Source organism: Lacicoccus qingdaonensis (assembly GCF_900101075.1).
Taxonomy (GTDB): domain Bacteria; phylum Bacillota; class Bacilli; order Staphylococcales; family Salinicoccaceae; genus Lacicoccus; species Lacicoccus qingdaonensis.
In genome coordinates, this window is record NZ_FNFY01000010.1 from 23,065 (window position 1) to 42,801 (window position 19,737).

At 40.4% G+C, this 19,737-nt stretch carries 24 protein-coding genes; 17 read left to right on the plus strand and 7 right to left on the minus strand.

Annotated features, from left to right (window positions below; all coding sequences use genetic code 11):
* The first annotated feature begins 71 nt into the window (after positions 1 to 71).
* The 3 genes from BLR15_RS07070 to BLR15_RS07080 are packed head-to-tail and all read left to right on the plus strand — an operon-like array spanning position 72 to position 2,090.
* The gene (locus BLR15_RS07070; RefSeq protein ID WP_092986028.1) at positions 72 to 854 is read left to right on the plus strand and encodes a metal ABC transporter ATP-binding protein; all 783 of its coding nucleotides are present in this window, start codon (positions 72 to 74) and stop codon (positions 852 to 854) included.
* Entirely contained in the window at positions 851 to 1,702 is an 852-nt protein-coding gene (locus BLR15_RS07075) for a metal ABC transporter permease (RefSeq protein WP_092986030.1), read from the plus strand. Before BLR15_RS07070 ends, BLR15_RS07075 begins: the two co-directional genes overlap by 4 nt.
* Positions 1,677 to 2,090 carry a Fur family transcriptional regulator gene (locus BLR15_RS07080; protein ID WP_092986032.1) on the plus strand — a complete coding sequence of 138 codons (414 nt, stop codon included), beginning with the start codon at positions 1,677 to 1,679 and terminating at the stop codon, positions 2,088 to 2,090. The genes BLR15_RS07075 and BLR15_RS07080 overlap by 26 nt, the downstream gene beginning before the upstream one ends.
* A gap of 42 nt (positions 2,091 to 2,132) precedes the next feature.
* On the opposite strand, the gene ispG is transcribed toward BLR15_RS07080, so the two are convergent.
* A complete protein-coding gene (ispG, locus tag BLR15_RS07085; protein ID WP_092986034.1) occupies positions 2,133 to 3,248 on the minus strand; it encodes a flavodoxin-dependent (E)-4-hydroxy-3-methylbut-2-enyl-diphosphate synthase in 1,116 nt (371 codons plus the stop codon).
* A 248-nt stretch (positions 3,249 to 3,496) separates the two neighbouring features.
* Here ispG and BLR15_RS07090 point away from each other — a divergent pair, with 248 nt between their 5' ends.
* The 11 genes from BLR15_RS07090 to BLR15_RS07140 all read left to right on the plus strand — a co-directional run bounded on the left by BLR15_RS07090 (position 3,497) and on the right by BLR15_RS07140 (position 14,225).
* Positions 3,497 to 4,099 (plus strand): superoxide dismutase, encoded by a 603-nt coding sequence (locus BLR15_RS07090; protein ID WP_092986036.1) that lies wholly within the window; start codon positions 3,497 to 3,499, stop codon positions 4,097 to 4,099.
* Between the two features lie 110 nt (positions 4,100 to 4,209).
* Entirely contained in the window at positions 4,210 to 6,402 is a 2,193-nt protein-coding gene (locus BLR15_RS07095) for a peptidoglycan D,D-transpeptidase FtsI family protein (RefSeq protein ID WP_092986038.1), read from the plus strand.
* 147 nt (positions 6,403 to 6,549) lie between these two features.
* The gene (locus tag BLR15_RS07100; RefSeq protein WP_092986040.1) at positions 6,550 to 7,614 is read left to right on the plus strand and encodes a PstS family phosphate ABC transporter substrate-binding protein; all 1,065 of its coding nucleotides are present in this window, start codon (positions 6,550 to 6,552) and stop codon (positions 7,612 to 7,614) included.
* Between the two features lie 71 nt (positions 7,615 to 7,685).
* A complete protein-coding gene (pstC, locus tag BLR15_RS07105) occupies positions 7,686 to 8,612 on the plus strand; it encodes a phosphate ABC transporter permease subunit PstC (RefSeq protein WP_092986042.1) in 927 nt (308 codons plus the stop codon).
* Between the two features lies 1 nt (position 8,613).
* Positions 8,614 to 9,492, plus strand: coding sequence for a phosphate ABC transporter permease PstA (gene pstA, locus BLR15_RS07110; RefSeq protein WP_092986044.1), 879 nt, complete (start codon positions 8,614 to 8,616; stop codon positions 9,490 to 9,492).
* Positions 9,493 to 9,508: 16 nt separating this feature from the next.
* A complete protein-coding gene (gene pstB / locus BLR15_RS07115) occupies positions 9,509 to 10,360 on the plus strand; it encodes a phosphate ABC transporter ATP-binding protein PstB (protein WP_092986046.1) in 852 nt (283 codons plus the stop codon).
* A 2-nt stretch (positions 10,361 to 10,362) separates the two neighbouring features.
* A complete protein-coding gene (gene phoU / locus BLR15_RS07120) occupies positions 10,363 to 11,007 on the plus strand; it encodes a phosphate signaling complex protein PhoU (protein ID WP_092986048.1) in 645 nt (214 codons plus the stop codon).
* A gap of 95 nt (positions 11,008 to 11,102) precedes the next feature.
* On the plus strand, positions 11,103 to 11,660 hold the full coding sequence (locus BLR15_RS07125) for a 5-formyltetrahydrofolate cyclo-ligase (protein WP_092986050.1): 558 nt from the start codon (positions 11,103 to 11,105) through the stop codon (positions 11,658 to 11,660).
* A gap of 3 nt (positions 11,661 to 11,663) precedes the next feature.
* Positions 11,664 to 13,088 carry a rhomboid family intramembrane serine protease gene (locus BLR15_RS07130; RefSeq protein WP_092986052.1) on the plus strand — a complete coding sequence of 475 codons (1,425 nt, stop codon included), beginning with the start codon at positions 11,664 to 11,666 and terminating at the stop codon, positions 13,086 to 13,088.
* Positions 13,075 to 13,275 carry a YqgQ family protein gene (locus tag BLR15_RS07135; protein ID WP_092986054.1) on the plus strand — a complete coding sequence of 67 codons (201 nt, stop codon included), beginning with the start codon at positions 13,075 to 13,077 and terminating at the stop codon, positions 13,273 to 13,275. The genes BLR15_RS07130 and BLR15_RS07135 overlap by 14 nt, the downstream gene beginning before the upstream one ends.
* A complete protein-coding gene (locus tag BLR15_RS07140; protein WP_092986056.1) occupies positions 13,272 to 14,225 on the plus strand; it encodes an ROK family glucokinase in 954 nt (317 codons plus the stop codon). Before BLR15_RS07135 ends, BLR15_RS07140 begins: the two co-directional genes overlap by 4 nt.
* Before the next feature lie 24 nt (positions 14,226 to 14,249).
* Here BLR15_RS07140 and BLR15_RS07145 read toward each other — a convergent pair whose 3' ends face one another.
* The gene (locus tag BLR15_RS07145; protein WP_092986058.1) at positions 14,250 to 14,978 is read right to left on the minus strand and encodes an SDR family NAD(P)-dependent oxidoreductase; all 729 of its coding nucleotides are present in this window, start codon (positions 14,976 to 14,978) and stop codon (positions 14,250 to 14,252) included.
* 66 nt (positions 14,979 to 15,044) lie between these two features.
* Positions 15,045 to 15,284, minus strand: a complete 240-nt coding sequence (locus BLR15_RS07150; RefSeq protein ID WP_092986060.1) for a DUF2759 domain-containing protein — start codon at positions 15,282 to 15,284, stop codon at positions 15,045 to 15,047.
* A 92-nt stretch (positions 15,285 to 15,376) separates the two neighbouring features.
* On the opposite strand from BLR15_RS07150, the gene BLR15_RS07155 reads away from it, so the two are divergent.
* Positions 15,377 to 16,006, plus strand: coding sequence for an MBL fold metallo-hydrolase (locus BLR15_RS07155; RefSeq protein ID WP_092986062.1), 630 nt, complete (start codon positions 15,377 to 15,379; stop codon positions 16,004 to 16,006).
* Positions 16,007 to 16,057: 51 nt separating this feature from the next.
* On the opposite strand, the gene BLR15_RS07160 is transcribed toward BLR15_RS07155, so the two are convergent.
* The 4 genes from BLR15_RS07160 to BLR15_RS07175 all read right to left on the minus strand — a co-directional run bounded on the left by BLR15_RS07160 (position 16,058) and on the right by BLR15_RS07175 (position 18,685).
* On the minus strand, positions 16,058 to 16,297 hold the full coding sequence (locus BLR15_RS07160) for a DUF2626 family protein (RefSeq protein ID WP_092986168.1): 240 nt from the start codon (positions 16,295 to 16,297) through the stop codon (positions 16,058 to 16,060).
* Between the two features lie 423 nt (positions 16,298 to 16,720).
* Positions 16,721 to 17,776, minus strand: a complete 1,056-nt coding sequence (locus BLR15_RS07165; protein ID WP_092986064.1) for a site-specific integrase — start codon at positions 17,774 to 17,776, stop codon at positions 16,721 to 16,723.
* A 10-nt stretch (positions 17,777 to 17,786) separates the two neighbouring features.
* Positions 17,787 to 18,239, minus strand: coding sequence for an ImmA/IrrE family metallo-endopeptidase (locus tag BLR15_RS07170; RefSeq protein WP_092986066.1), 453 nt, complete (start codon positions 18,237 to 18,239; stop codon positions 17,787 to 17,789).
* A gap of 11 nt (positions 18,240 to 18,250) precedes the next feature.
* On the minus strand, positions 18,251 to 18,685 hold the full coding sequence (locus BLR15_RS07175; protein ID WP_245696668.1) for a helix-turn-helix domain-containing protein: 435 nt from the start codon (positions 18,683 to 18,685) through the stop codon (positions 18,251 to 18,253).
* Positions 18,686 to 18,732: 47 nt separating this feature from the next.
* Here BLR15_RS07175 and BLR15_RS07180 point away from each other — a divergent pair, with 47 nt between their 5' ends.
* Complete coding sequence (locus BLR15_RS07180) at positions 18,733 to 18,978, plus strand: helix-turn-helix domain-containing protein (protein ID WP_092986070.1); 246 nt, start codon at positions 18,733 to 18,735, stop codon at positions 18,976 to 18,978.
* Positions 18,979 to 19,734 carry a phage antirepressor KilAC domain-containing protein gene (locus tag BLR15_RS07185; protein WP_092986072.1) on the plus strand — a complete coding sequence of 252 codons (756 nt, stop codon included), beginning with the start codon at positions 18,979 to 18,981 and terminating at the stop codon, positions 19,732 to 19,734.
* Positions 19,735 to 19,737: the final 3 nt, after the last annotated feature.

A 19,737-nucleotide genomic window follows, 5' to 3' on the forward strand; every position in this document is an offset into this window, starting at 1 on the left:
ATCGTTCCTATTTACAAATCGTAATGATTACTTTATAATAAGATGATTATAATTATAAAGGAGCGAAATAAATGTCTGAAGCAATCTTTGAATTAAAGAATATTTCATATACTTATAAAGACAAATTAGAACATACACCAGCCCTGAAAAATATTAATTTGAAGATTGATAAAGGAGACTTTGTTGCTCTTGTCGGTCCGAACGGCTCGGGTAAAACAACATTGATCAAATTGATTCTGGGTGTAATGAAACTTCAGAAAGGTGAAATTTATATTAAAGGGGATAATCACCAGAAATATGCAAGCTGGCAGGAAATCGGTTATGTCTCCCAAAAATCGAACAGTTTTGCCAAAGGTTTTCCGGCGTCTGTGAGTGAAGTGATTTTAAGTGGGCTGACAAAACAAAAGGGACTGTTCAAGAGATTCTCGAGGAAAGATAAAAAAAGATTGGAAGAAGTACTGGAACTGCTGGACATACAGGATCTGAAAGATAAGAACATTTCTTCATTATCCGGCGGGCAGACACAGCGTGTATTTATTGCGAGGGCACTGATCAACCGTCCTTCCATACTGGTTCTGGATGAGCCGACAGTCGGTATCGACAATCAGCATGTAAAGGAATTTTACGATGTACTTTTAAAATTGAAAAAGCAGTCCGTCACGATACTGTTGGTGACACACGATATCGGCGTCGTCGTAGATCATGCGAATGAAGTTGCCTGTCTGAATGGACACCTGCATTTCCATGGAACCAATCATGAATTTAAAAACCTGGGAGAGGCCGAGTTGTCCAAGATATATGGTTTTCCACTCCAGCTTGTCAGTCATGATCATGATAGGGAGTGCTGTGTATGATCCAGGCACTTTTGGAGTATGAATTCATAAGATATTCTTTCATAAGCGGTGTCATCGCAGGACTGATCGCTCCTCTTGTCGGGACATTCATAGTCATCAGAAGACTTTCACTGATTGCCGATGCACTCAGTCATGTCACTCTTGGAGGCATTGCATTCGGTGTCTATCTGTCATCCATATTCACAGTCACCATCAACCCGCTGATCACCGGCATCATATTTTCAATCATGGGCGCTCTCGGTATAGAGCGGTTAAGATCTGTCTATAAGCATTACCAGGAACTTGCGATTCCGATAATAATGAGTCTTGGTATCGCAATAGGTATCGTATTTTTGTCACTGGCAGACGGTTTCAATCAGGATCTGTTCGGATATCTTTTCGGCAGCATCAGTGCTGTGAGCATCAATGATCTTCTGCTGATAGCAGGAATCGGCCTCATAGTCATCCTTTTCATATTCTTTCTGTATAAAGAATTATTTATGGTCTCATTTGATGAAGAATATGCAAATGTCATGAACATAAACAAATGGATCTATGTCGCCTTCATCATTGTAGTGGCCCTTGTCATCAGTGCATCCATGCGCATTGTTGGAATATTGCTGGTCAGTGCATTGATGACCCTGCCGGTAGCTAGCGCGATGAGAATAACATCGAGCTTCAAACAGCTGATGATCGTCAGTGTAATATTCGGTGAAATAGCTGTAATCGCCGGTTTATTCCTAAGTTTCCATCTGAACATTTCTCCAGGCGGTACGATTGTTTTAGTCTCAATATTAATCTTGCTCGGAACAATCTTATTAAATCGATTAGGGGTGAGTAGAAATGGCAGCAGAGCTCAAGAAGTATAAAATGAAATTGAGAGATCATGGTTTAAAAGTAACAGAGAAAAGAATGACAATGATTGAATTGTTTTTGAATGAGGATCGTTATTTAAGCGCCAAGGAAGTACAGGAACAGCTTCATAAAACTTATCCGAGTTTGAGTTACGATACTATTTACCGCAACCTTTACACTTTAAAAGAAATAGAAGTGCTTGAAAACACTAATTTCGAAGGAGAGATGCAGTTTAAAATCTCATGTTCCGACCATCACCACCATCATTTCATATGTGAAGAGTGCGGCAATACAAAAGTGATTCACTACTGTCCGGTAGATACCTGGCAGAATGAACTTGACGATGTTGAGATTACCAATCATAAAGTGGAACTGTACGGCCTGTGTGCCGGATGTAAATAAAAAGAAGGGATATTCCATCAGGAGTATCCCTTCTTTTCTGTACTATTTTCCCGCAGCTTCTTCTTTGGCCTTACGTTCTTTTTCGTAATGTGCTTCTGCAAGAATATCAATTTCTTTCTTGAGTTCATCTACCATCGTTTCTTCCGGCACTTTTCTGACTGTCTCACCATGCATGAAGAGCAGACCTTCGTCGCGTCCGCCCGCAATGCCGATATCGGCTTCACGTGCTTCTCCCGGTCCGTTGACCGCACAGCCTAGTACAGCAACTTTGATCGGCGCCTGGATTTTCGCGATGTACTCCTCGACTTCGTTGGCAATTGAAATCAAGTCTATTTCTATACGTCCGCATGTAGGGCATGCAATCAATGTTGCTGCATTGCTTGCCAGGCCGTATGATTTCAACAGTTCTTTTGCGACTTTAACTTCTTCTACAGGGTCTGCTGATAATGAAATTCTGAGCGTGTTGCCTATCCCCTGTGAAATGATTGCACCCAGTCCTGCCGCACTTTTGACTGTTCCTGCAAATAAAGTGCCGCTTTCTGTAATCCCGAGGTGAAGCGGGTAGTCAAAGGCTTTTGCAGCTTTTGTATATGCTTCGATTGCGAGATTGACGTCAGAAGCTTTCATCGAAACGATAATATCGTGGAAATCAAGATCTTCAAGTATCTGAATGTGATGCAGTGCACTTTCAACCATGCCGTCGGCAGTAGGATAACCATATTTTTCAATGATATGTCTTTCAAGACTTCCTGCGTTCACCCCGATACGGATTGGAATTCCTTTTGCCTTGCATGCTTTTACTACTTCCTCAACGCGCTCGCGGCGTCCGATGTTACCAGGATTAATACGGATTTTGTCCGCACCGCCCTCAACAGCAAGAAGTGCCAGCTTATAATCAAAGTGTATGTCTACAACTAATGGTATATTAATCTGCTTTTTAATTTCCGGGATTGCTAAAGCATCCTCTTCTCTCGGGCATGCCACTCGGACAATCTGACATCCGGCTTCCTCTAAACGGTGTATCTCCGCAACTGTCGCTTCAACATCATGTGTTTTAGTCGTTGTCATACTTTGAATGACAATCTGATCTTCACCGCCAATGGTCAAGTCGCCGACTTTTACTTGTCGTGTCTTAGTACGATGTATAATTTCAGACATATCCAAACTCCTTAATATAAATACTTTCTTAAATCATTTGCTATTATACTAAATTTAATCATGAAATGTAACTACTTCGCTTTATTAATTCATCTTTCTATTTTATCAGAGCGGTTTTGTTTCTTCATGATGTTTAAAATGAATCATACAAAGGTATGATAATAACAGTAAGGTAAACAATTCATTTGTTATTATATCAGTGAATTGTTATATTTAATATGTAAAATCTTATTGGAGGCGAATTAACTATGGCTTTTGAACTACCAGAATTACCTTATGCATATGATGCATTGGAACCACACATTGACAAAGAAACTATGGAAATTCACCATTCTAAGCACCATAACACTTATGTCACGAAGCTGAACGATGCAGTGAAAGGCACGGATTTGGAATCAAAAGATATCGAAGAAGTGATCAAAGATTTAAATTCAGTACCTGAAGACATCAAAACTGCAGTTCGCAACAACGGTGGTGGACACTACAATCACTCACTGTTCTGGCAGATGTTGACTCCAGATGCTTCTGAAGCAGACGGAGAAGTAAAAGATGCAATCGAAGCAAAATTCGGTTCATTGGATGCTTTCAAAGAGAAATTTGAAGCAGCTGGTGCTGGCCAATTCGGTTCAGGCTGGGCTTGGTTGGTTGTCAATAACGGAGAACTTGAAGTTGTTGGAACTCCAAACCAGGATAACCCGATTACTGATGGTAAAACACCTATCCTTGGTGTGGACGTATGGGAGCATGCGTATTACCTCAAGTATCAGAACAAACGTCCTGAATACCTGAAAGCATTCTGGAACGTTGTTAACTGGGATAAAGTAAACGAACTTTACAAAAATGCAAAATAAATATATTTAATTAAAAAGACGGGACTTTGTTCCCGTCTTTTTTATATCTATAAATCATCTGCTATGATAAAATAACGTTAGTATTTTTATGGGTTAAGGAATGAAGTCTATTGAAAAGAGCAAAAACCAAAAGCCTTGAAGAAATTAACAGACAAACATTAAAAAGCAGAATCAATCTTGTTCTCATAGTCATATTCTCATTATGTCTGCTGCTTATTTTAAGGCTGGGCTACCTTCAGATTGTGCAGGGTGACGAATATCAGGAAGAAATAGAAAATGCGCAGTATGTAGAAATCAACCAGAGTGTACCGCGCGGAGAGATCTATGACCGAAATGGCAACCTGCTTGTTGGTAACGAGTCCAGACCTGCCATTTATTTCACAAGACATAGAAATATGAATACTTCACAAATCATGGATGTCGCTTCTGAATTGAGCAACTACATACAGATGGATGTCGAATCAATATCTTTGAGGGACAAGCAGGACTTCATCATCAATAACTATCCTGATGAAACGAGTTCACTGATGAGTGATGAAACCACTCTGCTGGAAGACGGAAACATCAGCCGCTCAGAATTCAATGAAGAATTTTATAACAGGGCAGATGAAGAATTTGTAGACAGTATATTATCTGATGAAGATTTAAATACTCTCGGAATTTATGTAGAAATGGCGAATGCACCGGAACTGAACCCGGTGGTCATCAAGAATGAAGATGTTACAGAAGAAGAATTTGCAAGTGTCAATTCAGCACTGGAAGAACTGGAAGGCATTTCCACAGGCATGGACTGGGACAGATACTACCCTTATGACGATACTTTAAAAACTATTTTTGGAGAGGTATCTTCACCGGATGAAGGTCTGCCGAGGGAACTGCTTGAAGATTATCTGTCAAGAGGTTATTCGAGAAATGACAGGGTAGGTAAAACCTACCTCGAATATCAGTATGAAGATGTGCTTCAAGGTGAAAAGGAGCAGGTGAAATATTCGACGGATAAATCCGGACGCATTATCAACCAGGAAACCGTAGAGAGCGGCAAACCGGGTGATGATCTTTATTTATCCATAGATATTGAACTGCAGCTTGAACTTGAAGAACTGGCAGAACATCATCTGACATCACTGAGACAACTTGCTGAAGAGATTACGGAAAGAGATGAAGTGACAGGCGACATAGATTATACAATCATACCTGAGTATCTGGACACTGTGCTGTTGGCTGTACAGGACCCTGAGAACGGGGATGTCCTTGCAATGGTCGGAAAGCAGATCAATGACGAAGGCGAGATTGTGGACTATCATTATGGAACATTGACTTCAACATTCGTTCCGGGATCCTCCACCAAAGCTGCTACAATCATTACAGGGTATCAGGAAGATGTTCTTGAAGCCGGTGAGGTCATGCTGGATGAACCGCTCAATTTCAGCGGTGACAATAATCCAAGGACATCATTTTTCAACAGGGATTCCCAAATTCCGATAGATGATCAGGAAGCGCTCATGGTATCATCCAACGTTTATATGTATAAAACGGCCCTCCGTATTGCCGGAATGGAATATACGGACAATATGTCGCTGCCGCACGATATAACCGAGGCCGGCCAGATTTTGAGAAACGGCATGAATCAATTCGGGCTGGGAGTATCTACAGGAATCGACCTCCCTAATGAAGCAACCGGACTGTCTCCCGACTTCGGACAATATCCTGCAAGTAATTATCTGTACTTGTCAATCGGGCAGTATGATACCTACTCTGCACTGCAGTTGAGCCAGTATGTATCAACGATTGCGACACGCGGGAAAAGAATGGAACTCAACCTTGCAAAAGAGGTGCGTGGCAGTGATACAAATGAAGAAGGTCCTGTCTTAAAATCCTTCAATCCTACGGTTCTTAATACAGTGGATATTTCAGAAGAGGAATGGGATCAGGTGCAAAACGGCTTTTATGACGTTTTCAATACGCATGATCAGTCGACGGACAGATACGGTACAGGCTGGGATGCCTTCCATGAACTGGAATTGAAAGCTGCCGGGAAAACCGGCACAGCAGAAACTTTCAAAGACGGCACCGATGTCTTCAACCAGACTTATCTGGGATACGCACCATACGATGACCCGGACATGGCATTTTCGGTAATATTCCCTAACATGCCATATACGATTCCATTCTTCCCGGCACAGTATTTCGGAGCGGATGTAATCAACAAATTTTATGAACTTGAATACGGACATGAGGAAGAAGAGCCTTTCAACTATGATACAGACTGGTTCTATCAACAACTTGAATACGGTGAATATTAACCTTTTAGAAGAAATTCTAAAAGGTTTTTTTATATGTATTTTCAACTTTACACAATCTTTACAATTAGTTCATTACACATTTACATTCAACCGTTATTGTATATATGTAACACCAGTTACTACATTGACAATTGGAGGAATTTTAGTATGAAGAAGAGCTTGTTTCTTTCGGCTTTACTTATGAGCCTGATGTTCATTCTTGCTGCCTGCGGCGGTGGCGGGTCTGAAGAGTCTACAGAAGAATCTGGAGACGACGCAGCTACAGAAGAATCAACAGAAGAAGGTTCAACAGAAGAGGACGCTTCATCTGAAGAAGGATCTGAAGATGAAAGTGCATCAAATGGAGGTGGAGAAGTTGCCGTTACTGGTGATGTAAATGAAGATGACCCTCAAATTGCTGGTGAAGGTTCATCAACAGTGTTCCCGATCATGAACGTATTGGTTGAAGACTTCAACTCCGAATATGGAATACCTATCGAACTTGGCGGTAACGGAACTGGTTCTGGTTTCAGTGCACTGATTGATGGTTCAGCACAATTCGCGAACGCTTCACGTCCGATTGCTGAAGATGAAGAAGAGCAGCTTGCTGACGGTGGTGTCGAGTGGACAGAAATCCAGCTTGCTACTGACGGCTTGACTGTTGCAGTCAACCAAGAGAATGACTTTGTTGACTCCCTGACTTTCGATGAACTGAACACTATCTACAGTGGCGAAGCTTCAAGCTGGTCAGATGTCCGTGAAGACTTCCCTGATGAGCCGATTACAGCTTATGGTCCGGACCAGTCACATGGTACTCACGATTTCTTCAATGAAGAAGTAATGGATGAGGAAGGCGTTGAAGGACAACTTATCCAGGATACAAACCAAGTTGTATCTTCAGTCGTCGGCGACCCTAACTCAGTCGGATTCTTTGGTTATGCTTTCTACCTTGAAAACCAAGATCAGTTGAAAGCAGTACCTATCCAAGGTCCAGACAGTGATGAAGCAGTTGAACCGACAGAAGACAACGTCATGAGTTTCGAATATCCACTTGCTCGTCCACTTTTCTCATATGTAAATAATGAGTCATTAAACGAGAATGAAACTCTGCACACATTCTTCGAGTTTGCTCTTGCCAATTCAGCTGAAGCTGCTGAATCAGTAGGTTATGTACCTCTTCAAGATGATGTACTTCAAGAGCAGTACGACAAACTGCCTAACTCTGACAACTAAAATTACAACTAAGCATATTAAACCGGACGGGGTATTTTGCCCGTCCTTTTTCACTGAAAGAGAGGTATATCATGACCAAGAATTATAATGTTCAAGAGATGATTCAGAAGAATACCGACAATAAAGGCGGTGCTTTTGAAAAATCCATTCCTGTTATTTTATTTATTATCACTTTGGTTTCTATTCTTGCGACCATCGCTATTCTTTATACATTAATTTCACAATCCGTTGAGTTCTTCAGCAGAGAATCAATTGTCGATTTTTTCACTTCGGCAACATGGATGCCTTATTCATCGGATCCTGAATACGGCATATGGGCATTGGCAATGGGTACTTTCAAAATAGTGTTTGTGGCAACCATCTTTGCAGTACCGCTCGGACTTGGCGCAGCCATCTATCTGAGTGAATATGCAACTGACAGAGTGAAGAAAATCATCAAACCGATTCTTGAGGTACTTGCAGGTATACCGACTGTTGTTTATGGTTTCTTTGCCATCAACTTCATTACACCGATTCTCCAGTCCATTTACAGCGGTTTTTCCCTGTACAATGCGACCAGTGCAGGTATTGTAGTGGGTATAATGATACTGCCTATGATTGCAAGTCTGAGTGAAGATGCCATGAGTTCTGTACCAAATTCCACCCGGGAAGGTTCACTTGGGCTGGGTGCAACAAGACTGGAAACGACTTTCAAAGTTGTTTTGCCTGCTGCGGTATCAGGTATTGTCGCTTCAGTGGTATTGGCCGTATCAAGGGCAATCGGCGAGACGATGATCGTTTCCATTGCTGCCGGCAGTACGCCGAACGCGAGTCTGGATCTGACTGATCCGCTGCAGACGATGACAGGCTTCATCGTTCAGATCACTTCAGGTGATGCAGCATACGGTTCAACTCTATACTTCAGCCTGTTCGCAGTCGGCATGACATTATTCTTGTTCACATTTGCAATGAACATACTTTCACAGTGGATCACTAAACGTTTCAGGGAGGAATACTGATATGCAGTTGATAGATAAAAATCTGATTGCCAAAAAACGTAACGGCCGTTTAATGACAAACAAAATATTGAAATGGCTTTTCTTCCTGTGTACACTTGTGGGACTGGCTGTCCTGATTTCGCTGATAGTCGATACTTTGATCGATGCAGTCGGCTATTTGGATTTGCACTTTCTGACGAGTATGGGATCTTCCCGTATAGAAGAAGCAGGTTTCTATGGCGCTATAATCGGGTCATTATGGCTGATGCTGGTGACGGTACCGGTCGCTATCTTTTTGTCTGTTGCAACAGCTTTGTATTTGGAAGAATATGCTCCGGAAAACAGGGTGACCGAATTTATAAAAATTAACATTTCAAACCTGGCAGGTGTCCCTTCAGTCGTATTCGGACTGCTTGGTCTTGCGATTTTTGTACGTGCAATGGCAATGGGCAACTCCGTACTGGCCGCCGGCCTGACACTTGCGCTCATGATACTGCCTGTCATCGTCGTTTCTTCACAGGAAGCGATACGTTCTGTACCATCGACCGTACGTGAAGCATCGATAGGCATGGGTGCAACAAAATGGCAGACGGTATCAAGAATCATCCTTCCTGCTGCCATACCCGGGATAATTACAGGTATCATACTTGCGATTTCCCGTGCCATCGGTGAAACAGCTCCGCTCGTGGTAATCGGCGTACCGACGACACTGCTCGTCACACCGAACGGCTTTCTTGATTCATTCCAGGCAATGCCTATGCAGATTTACTCATGGGTCAAGATGCCTCAGGAAGAATACCAGTATCTTGCTGCTGCCGGTATCATCGTTCTGCTTGTAATATTACTGCTGATGAACTCAGCTGCAATTTTCATACGTAACAAGTTCTCAACGCGTTATTAATTTGGAGGTATAATTTATGGCTAATATAAAAGAAAGAAACGAAATCAAAAAAACTGTAGATACTGCAACATTGGAAGATAAGACACAAGGTGAAACAAAACCTGAAATCATCAGGGAACCTATTTTCAAAACAAATAATTTTAATTTATGGTACGGTGACAACCATGCTTTGCAGGATATCAATCTGACTTTCAACAAAAATGAAATTTCTGCAATAATCGGACCGTCTGGTTGCGGCAAATCTACATTTGTAAAATCATTGAACCGTATGGTTGAGCTTGTCCCGATAGTAAGAACAGAAGGCGAGATTCTCTACCGTGATCAAGATATATTTGAAAGAAAGTTCACTGTCGAAGAATTGAGAACCAAGGTGGGCATGGTTTTTCAAAAGCCTAACCCATTTCCAAAATCAATTTATGACAATGTTGCTTATGGACCACGTGTTCACGGCATCCGTAAAAAACAGATACTGGATGAAATTGTCGAGAAAAGTCTGCGTGACGCAGCGATATGGGATGAAGTGAAAGACCGTCTCAATGAAAATGCGATTGGATTATCCGGCGGTCAGCAGCAGCGTATCTGTATTGCAAGAGCACTTGCAACAGAACCTGATGTTATTTTAATGGACGAACCGACGAGTGCGCTTGACCCGATTTCTACAACTAAAGTGGAAGATCTGATGCAGGAATTGAAAAAGAACTACAGCATCGTCGTAGTGACTCATAACATGCAGCAGGCTGCAAGGGTTTCAGACACTACAGCATTCTTCTATCAGGGATATGTTGTAGAACACGACGATACCAAAGTGATTTTCGAAAATCCAAGAGACCAGAGAACGGAAGACTATGTATCCGGCAGGTTCGGATAAAAATGTCCTACAGAGAAAAATTTACCGGTGAATTGCAATCACTGACCGATGAAGTCATCGACCTGGGCGTGCTTTGCTACGACCGCCTGCAAGGCGTAACTAATCTGCTCAGCATGGATGATATTGAACCTGCAAGAGACCTGGTTTCAGGTGATGTGGAAGCCAACAGGAGAGAGTATAATATAAACAGTCAGGCTGTGACGTTGATTACAACACAGGCACCTGTGGCGACTGACACAAGAATCATCATATCAAGTATTAAAATTGCTTATGACCTGGAAAGAATCAGTGATAACATCAGTAACTTAGCAGAGGTAAGGAAACGGGTGAAAATCACTAATGAAAAATTACTGCTCCGTTTAAGAACAATGGAACAGCTTGCATCATTAATGCTCAAAGATGTCTACGCCGCTTATCTCGATCAGGATACTTCATTGTGCAAAGAGGTGTACGAACGGGATGAAGATATCGACAGTCTGTTTGTACATGTGACGACTTCTGATATATTTGAAGACAGTGACTTGTTTGTATCAGGACAAAGTCAGCTTTGTGCCAAGTATTTGGAGAGAATAGGCGATCATGTGAAGAACATTGCAGAGCATGTGTACTTTGTAATAACTGGTGAAAAGATCGAGAAAATAGATTAGTTTCGAATAAAAGTATCCTTAGGGATACTTTTATTTTGTTATAATCTTATGTATATTGATACTTGAGGTATAAATGAAGAAAGTAGGGACAGCAGATGTCTAAAAAAGAATCACGTAAAAATATGATAAACACTTTGTCAGAGCTGGATGAGAATTATAAAACAGAGCAGGAAGACATACTTAAGAAAGAACTGCTCGATTTTATAAAAGTGAATAATTTCAAATCAGTCGGCATCGTGTTATCAATGCCGCATGAAATGGATACTGACGGTATCATATCGACACTTCTTGAAGATGGTATCAAAGTATACAACCCGGTAGTCGATTATAAGGCGAAGGTAATGAACTTCTACCCATTTACGAATATGGAAGATATATTAAAGGATAAGAAGGGCATCAGAATACCGCCGACAACTGTAAAGACCAATAACTTTGAACTTGTTGTCGTTCCAGGTCTTGTATTTGATGAACAGGGCTACCGTATCGGTTACGGCGGCGGATACTATGATAAGTTCCTTGCAGAATTCGAAGGGCAGAAAGTATCTGTCATTTTTGACGAGCAGTTTGGTCATGTCGAGCATGAATCCCATGATATCCCTGTGGACTATATTATTACACCAACCAGAAAAATCGATGCAAAAGCAGGGCGCTGACCCATGTCTGGAATATGGAAATCAGCTTATGAAGTGATACGGTATACCGACTATTCTTTTTTCAATTATGATGATTACAACAATATCATCTGGCTGAAGAACAAAAAGAAACAGTCGGTGATGCTCATAAACCCGGAGCCGCTATCAGAAGAAAGAAGGAAGCTGTTATCTGATAATATCTTCAACCGGCATCATGAATTTTCAAAAATGGCAGGTTTCACTATAAAAAATGTCAGAAGTTATTATAGAACTGCCGAGCCTTTTAAGGAAAAAGATAAAGATGACAGACTGAAAATTGTTCATAAAGGATTGAACAATTTTTCAAACCTGATCAATCACCCCTTCTACAAAATGGAAATGAATCAGCAATCCAAAAAAAGTGATGAATCTTACAGAAAAAAGGTGATGTCCAACCATCCTCTTGAAACCCATTTGACTAAGTACACGCCGATGACCTATCTGCTCCTCGCGGTGAACCTGGTCATATTTTTGCTGAATTTATTTTATCTTTATATACAAAGTTCTCTTCAAGTTACGGATAATCTGGCTGTCAGCTATCAGGCGGTTGCCAATGGCGATTACTATCGATTATTGACGAGTACATTCCTGCACAGCGGTATGGAACATTTTCTGTTCAATGCCACTGCGCTCTTCGTGCTTGGTAAATTTGTAGAATCATTGTACAGTAAATGGCATCTTCTTGCCGCTTATTTACTGACAGGGACGCTTGCCAGCCTATTTTCCCTGATGTTTCTTCAAGATGCAATTTCACTTGGTGCAAGCGGGGCGGTTTATGGTCTGCTCGGAATTATTATCATACATCTGCTGCTGAATAAAAAGTTTAATTATAAATTACTTGTACAGGTTGCTTTAATTTTTATCGTCATAGCTGTCCTGTCTTCACTATTCAGCAATGTGAATCATTATGCCCACATTGGCGGTCTGATTTTTGGTTTGCTGCTGGGATTGATATTTAATCCTGATAAATTACTTAAGAAATGGTTTTTTGGTGCAATAGCAGTTTTTGTAATCATTGCTGTTCTTCCGGTCTTCTTTATCCAGACACCCGAGGAAGGGGAGACGCAGGCGATGGACACGGAAGCACTGACTGCGATAGAAGAAGGCAATTATCAGGATGCACTTGATATGGTTAATCAGACATTTGCGATGAATAATGAAACAGGACTTACTTATTACGCACTAGGATCTCTGTATCAGCATGCAGGAGACGAAGACAAAGCAGAAGAGTATTATGATTTGAGTTTCCAACTTGACCAGCAGAACGACGTTATTATTAAACACAGATTGATCGAATTGCGAAAAAATCAGCAGTATGACGATATGAGAGCCATTATGAATCAGTATGAGGGAGATGTGGAGGATCCGGATCTTGCACTCATCGTTGAGGAGCTTGATGAAATTGAGTAAAAATCTGACATATATCAATGATATACTGCTGCGGTTTGGAAGCTATGTCTATGATAAGGATATGATTAACCGGCTCGAACTGATGAAAATGGAAATCCAGGAACTATACAGGAACGGTTTGATCAATAAAGAGGAATATTTGAATTGCATTTTAATAATCAACAAAAGAATGGATGAGGAAAAATGATTTTAGCGGTGGATATTGGAGGCACCACATGTAAACTCGGTTTATTTGATTCGTCTTTGAAATTGGTCGAAAAATGGCAGATACCGACTGATACATCTGACGAAGGGGGAAACATACTGAAAGATATACATCTTTCATTTACAGATAAATTGTCGGTGCATAAATTATCGTTCGATGATTGTACAGGTGCCGGAATCGGTGTCCCGGGGCCGGTGGATTTTGAAGCAGGCACAGTGAACGGTGCCATCAATTTAAACTGGTACGGCCTGAAAGATATAAAGAAAGAGTTTGAAGAGATGAGCGGGGTGTGGACAATAGTCGATAATGATGCCAACCTTGCAACTTTAGGTGAGCAGGCATTCGGCGCAGGACAGAACAAAGATGATGTGGTCATGTTCACTCTTGGCACAGGGGTCGGGGGCGGCGTGATTGTAAACAATCTGCTTGTGCATGGTGCAGGCGGCGCTGCAGGTGAAGTCGGCCATATAAAAGTGGCTGTGGAAGAAGACTTGAAGTGTAACTGCGGCGGCACAGGCTGTCTGGAATCCGTCGCTTCCTCATCGGGGCTGAAAAACATGGCGGCCAAATACCACAGGGAATTCGTCCCGTCTGCACTGGATGATAAGATATCGTCTGGTTCACTTGACGCCAAAACAATCTTTGAACATGCAGAAAACGGAGATTCGCTGAGCCTGTATCTGGTGGATAAGATGTCTGAATATCTCGGTATCGGCATCGGAAATATCGCTGCAACGCTCAACCCGTCACATATCATTTTGGGCGGCGGCCTAAGCCAGGCCGGTGAATTTCTCCGTTCAAGAATACTGGGAAAATTTCGCAAATATGCCTTTCCGCCGGCGGTGGAAAGTACTGATATAGTGTTTGCATCTCTTGGCAATGATGCCGGTATATACGGTGCAGCAAAAATAGTTTCCCAATATGAAAAGTAACAGCTTTCGCTGTTACTTTACTTTTTATAGGAAGTCGCTGATGCTGAAGCTTTCACTGAATGCAAAGTTATCCGACGTTATCACTCTTTTTAAAACGTATGCGACAGTTTTCTTATTATATAATTTGTTTGTTTCCTTATACTTTTTAAAACGTTCCACATCGGGGAATTCATTTTCTTCTGATGATCTGATATCACTCTGCATATCCGTATCGATTACACCCGGCCGGAATGTCGCAGTGAAAATTGGATAATCCAATCGATCCATTTCAAGTCTTAAAACATCGCTGACCATGTTTACAGCAGCTTTAGAACTGCAGTAGGCAGCCCATCCTTCAGTCGGATTCAATGCTGCACCGCTTGACACCGTCAGTATACGCTTGGCACCCCGGAGGTCTTTAAACTGGTTTACAAAGCCTTTCATAAATAAGGCGGGTGCTAGGACGTTCACTTTGTAATTGTTTAAAAATCCTTCCGCATCTATGCTTTCAACGGATTTCACCGGATCGACCACACCGGCATTATTGATTAAAAACACTTCATCGCCCGGTTCCGGTTCTATCGACCCAAAAATCTCATCCACAGTACTTTCCAGTTTCTTCTCATCGAGAAAATCAACATTAAATTCTTTGTATAAAGGATATTCCGTTTCGACCCTGCCCCTTGAAATACTGATGATCCGGTCTTCCTGAAACATTTCTAGCAGTGCATTTCCGAGACCTCTGGATGTTCCGGTAATAAATACATATCTCATACAATTCTCTCCTCTTATTAAATATAAAAAAGAGATTAGGGTATCCTAATCTCCAGAATTTACAATTTAAGCTCCGAGTTCCGGATAGCCGTATGTAAGTATTGTGGCCACCGTAAAGAAGCCAAATGTAAGAGTTGCACCAATACTCATCAGTACAGCCAATAGATTTCTTGCTCTAAGTGCACCTACGATGCCCCAAATTGAAAAGGCAGTAACAATAATCATTAGTAATGCGAGAGCATTAATGCCGATGCGAATCGTAATGCCGCCAATTTCAAATAGTTCTCCTGTATCTAAGAAAGGCATGTTATCTTAACCCCCCATATTTCTCTTTAAGCTCATTATTATTGTATAATTAATATCGGACCTTGTCTAGAAGAATTTTTAGGAGTGATTGAATGAATGTAAAAACTTTATCGCTGGGACAGCTTGGTACAAACTGTTATGTAATATCCAATGGAGAAGAAGTGCTGATTGTCGATCCGGCTGCGGAAGCAGAAGTCATTTTTGAAGCTGTAGAAGAAATCAACCTGCCTGTTACGGGTATACTGCTTACACATGCTCATTATGATCATATCGGGGCACTTGATGAAGTACAGCAAAAGTACGATACAGATGTTTATATGGCAAGTGAAGAAAAAGAATGGATCGGAGATCCAAATTTAAATATGTCAATTAAACGCGTATCGATGGGCATAGAACCGATAGAGAGTGATATCGAGCCGGTCATTCTGCAGGAAGGTGATTATTCAATCAACAGTTTTAACTTTGAAATCTTTCACACGCCTGGCCATTCACCGGGGAGCTTAAGCTTTTATTTCAAGGAAGAGCAGAAAATATTTTCAGGAGATGTACTCTTCAACGGCGGTGTCGGGCGAACGGACCTGCTTGAAGGCAGCTTTGACGTCCTGATGAAATCGATAAAAAACAAGCTGTTCCAACTGGATGACGGAACGGCGGTTTATCCCGGTCATGGCAATTCGACCTCGATTGAAAAAGAAAAACAGACAAATCCATATATATTTTAAAGATAAACAGAAAAAAGTTCAAACCATGTGAGGTTTGAACTTTTTTGTCTTTTAGCCGAATGCCGGCTCCATTATAAACGTTGTGTAGTATGTAAATCCAACGAAGAAGAACACCAAATATGCTGCAAATACATACATATACATTCTCTCAGTCAATTTCATATATCCAAGTAAGACGAAGAATCCTGTCTGAGCAAGGAAGAATAATGTCATCATCATCATGTCGCCCACATAGAACAGAATACTGAACATCGCTGTCCAGAATCCTAAAGTCTTAAATACCTTATCCATCGGACCAGTCCTTTCATCGAAGTAAATATTTATAAACATTTCATCACTACTAATTATAGATAATCTGATTCTTAAAGTAAATAGGCTTTATATTAAATTTCGTGGTAATAACTTCCATAATACTATAATAACTCCGTTTTATATATACAGAAATCCAAAAAGTGTGAAATTAAGTGAGAATAAATCAAAAAGGCAGAATTTAGGATTATATATAGTAGGAGGGAAATTTATGAAAAATAAAGTTATCAACATTTTGGAAAGTGCACAGGAAAATGATGCCACTGATATTCACATTATACTCGAAAGTGATAAGTCTAACTCAAGCATGTTTTAAAATCTTAAAACGTTGATATATCAACAATCATCAATTTATCAATAATCTTTAGATGTCACCAATCCACTAATTTTTAGTCACATTTGTAGTCACAAGTTCGCAATCGCATCTGCCGCTTTCATTTCTGCTTCATTCTTATGTTCCTTCAACAGATGCGCGTATGTTTCGTAAGTGATTTGTGTATTCTTATGACCTAATCGCTCACTGATGTAACTGATTGATATGCCTTCCTTGATTAACACGCTGCAATGCGTGTGACGGATCGCATGCATCGAAACACCTTTAATATCTAATTCTGAGCACAATTTTTTCAATGATAGATTCAACGAAGATGAATAAGGTCTGAATCCATTCCGCCTGAATACATAACCGCTCATATTGTACGGCAGAACGCTTAGATAATCTTTTAGGACTAACATGTCACTCTTGGAAACTTTGACCGTCCTAGCGGCAGTGTCGGTCTTTGTGCCGCTTAAATAAACATCGTTCTTTAGTTCGTTGATGTGCGAGTACTGCATGTCAATGATATCTGAGTAGCGTGCGCCGGTAATAATCATCATGAAGAAAAAGAGATTATTCCAGTTTTTATTTTCTGTCGTCGCTTGCTTCATTTTTTTAAAGTCGTCATAGTCCATAAATTTATCTGCGGGCTTTTTAGTGGCGACTGCTGCATTGAGTTCTACCTTATAAGTGAAATCTTTGTATATCAAGCCCTCGAAAATGGCATCATTCACACATGACCGTATGATTGAATTTATCTGATTAAGTGTCCCTCTTGCGTGTCCTTTTCCGCCGTTTCGGCTCGGTGCTTCCATTCCGTACCAATTTAAAAAAGTTTGATACTTCGGGCGCGTCATTTTATTTAAGGGCGCATCGTCAAAGTAATCATTGATGATGTCCGAAAACAAATTATAGTTTTGGATTGTGCCTGCCGCCTTGTTGATTGATCGTGATCTCGTCCAGTTCCTAAAATACTCAGCAAAAGAAATGTCGTCATCCAGATGAAAGCCTTTTGTGAGCTGATTGAGCCGCTCATTTTCTTCCATCGTCGCTTCACGTTTGGTTTTGAATCCGGACTTGCGGTAACGTTTATCATCGTGGTAGAAATCATATTGCCATGTAGCGCCTCGCTTCTTTACTGACATTGAGTGCCTCCTAATCCTCAATAATTTTCAAAGGATTGAATGTGATTAAGCAATCCTTATAGAATAACTTATTCTGATATTTAATCTCATAGTGTTTTAATGCCTCACATATGTATTCTTCAGGCAGTTCTAAGTGTTCAGCCATTTCATGGATGTTTGACAATCCCAATTCATAACACTCAATTATTTTCTGTATCGGGACATTGAATTCATAACCTAAGCGCCGACCTTTCAATTCATATTTATATTCATTCATATTCTCATAGTCTGTAATGCGACTCGAAACGGTGTAATAGTGTCCTATTTCTTCGGCTACAATTGCATTTTTCTCATGAGGGTCTAAATCTTCATTTATAAAAATGGTGTCGGACATCAGCAAGCCATCAAGCTTTGCGGGTAAGAACGACACCTCTTTAAAATTTATATGGTTATGAGCTGACATTAACTTCTCATAGTTGAACAATGTATCACCCCTTATTGATTCCTGTTATGAAATGTATAGTCGATAAATTTCTGAATCTCTTTAATTTCCTCCTCAGTTGCATCTTCTCTGATGTGTGCAGCGATTGCTTTGGTGTGTTCATTTTCTTCCTCGCTCGTATTTGGTTCGTCAATCCATCCCATTAAGTAAGCAGGGTTAACTTCTAAGGCATTTGCTATTTGAACAATCGTATCGTTCTTAAGATTTTTAATACTACCACTTTCGTATCTTTGAACAGTTGCTTCTGTTTTATCAATAATTTTACCGAGCTGAGCTAGAGTCATTTTCTTGTTGTCTCTTGCTTTCTTCATTCTTTTTGAAAAGCTCATTCTTATCACCTCATATTCATTATACGGAATACTTTCCTTATATGCAATATATTTCAGCAAAATAATAATAAACTTACGTAAAAGGCTTGCTTTCTTCATTTTAAATTGGTAAGGTTTACTTACGTAATAAGAAAGTAGGTGAGAAAATGAATATCGATTCAAAATTATTAAAGTCGAAAATGGCTCTTAAAGGTTATGGCATAAAGGAGTTGTCTGAAGCGTCAGGACTGCACAGAGATACTATTTCCAATGTACTTAATGGAAAGACATCACCTTCATTTAAAGTAATGAACAGCATTTATTTTGCTTTAGAATTAACTCCAGATGAAGGCGTAGATATTTTTTTGAGCACAGACTTACGTGATGAGAAAGAAAAGGAGGGAGCGAAATAAATGAACTCAATAATTCAAATTGAAAATAAAGAAGACTTCGGTCTTGTCGTAAGCAGTCGAGTAGTAGCTGAAGAACTTAATAAGGAACATAAAGTCGTTTTAAGAGATTTGGATAATTTGATTGAATCTCACGGCACAGATTTGAGCGGTGAGATTTTTGGAAGTAAATATAAAAATTCTAGAGGCCGAGAGTACAGAGAATACCTTCTAACCAAAGACAGCTTCATTCTTTACATGTTCAACATTCAAGGTTACAACGATTTCAAAATGGCCTATATCAATAAGTTTAATGAGATGGAAAGCCAACTACAGAATCAGTTGCCTGGCACTTACAAAGAGGCTCTGTTGCAACTTGTTGAAAGAGTCGAAGAGAATGAAAAACTTCAGCTAGAAAACAGTGTTCAGAAACAACGAATCGGAGAGTTGAAGCCAAAAGCGGATTACTACGATCAGATATTAAAAAGCAAAAAGTTACTTGCTATCGGTCAAATTGCAAAGGATTACGGCATGACTTCTCAAACAATGAATAAGCTATTACATGATTTAAAAATACAATTCAAGCAATCCGGTCAATGGTTACTGTATGCAAAGCATCAAGACAAAGGCTATACATCATCAGAGACCCACGAATATAAAAAGAGTGACGGCACTGTTGATTTTAATCTTCATACGAAATGGACTCAAAAAGGAAGAATATTTTTATATGAGTTACTGAAGAAGAATGACATTCTTCCGATGATTGAAAGAGAGGGGTGATCA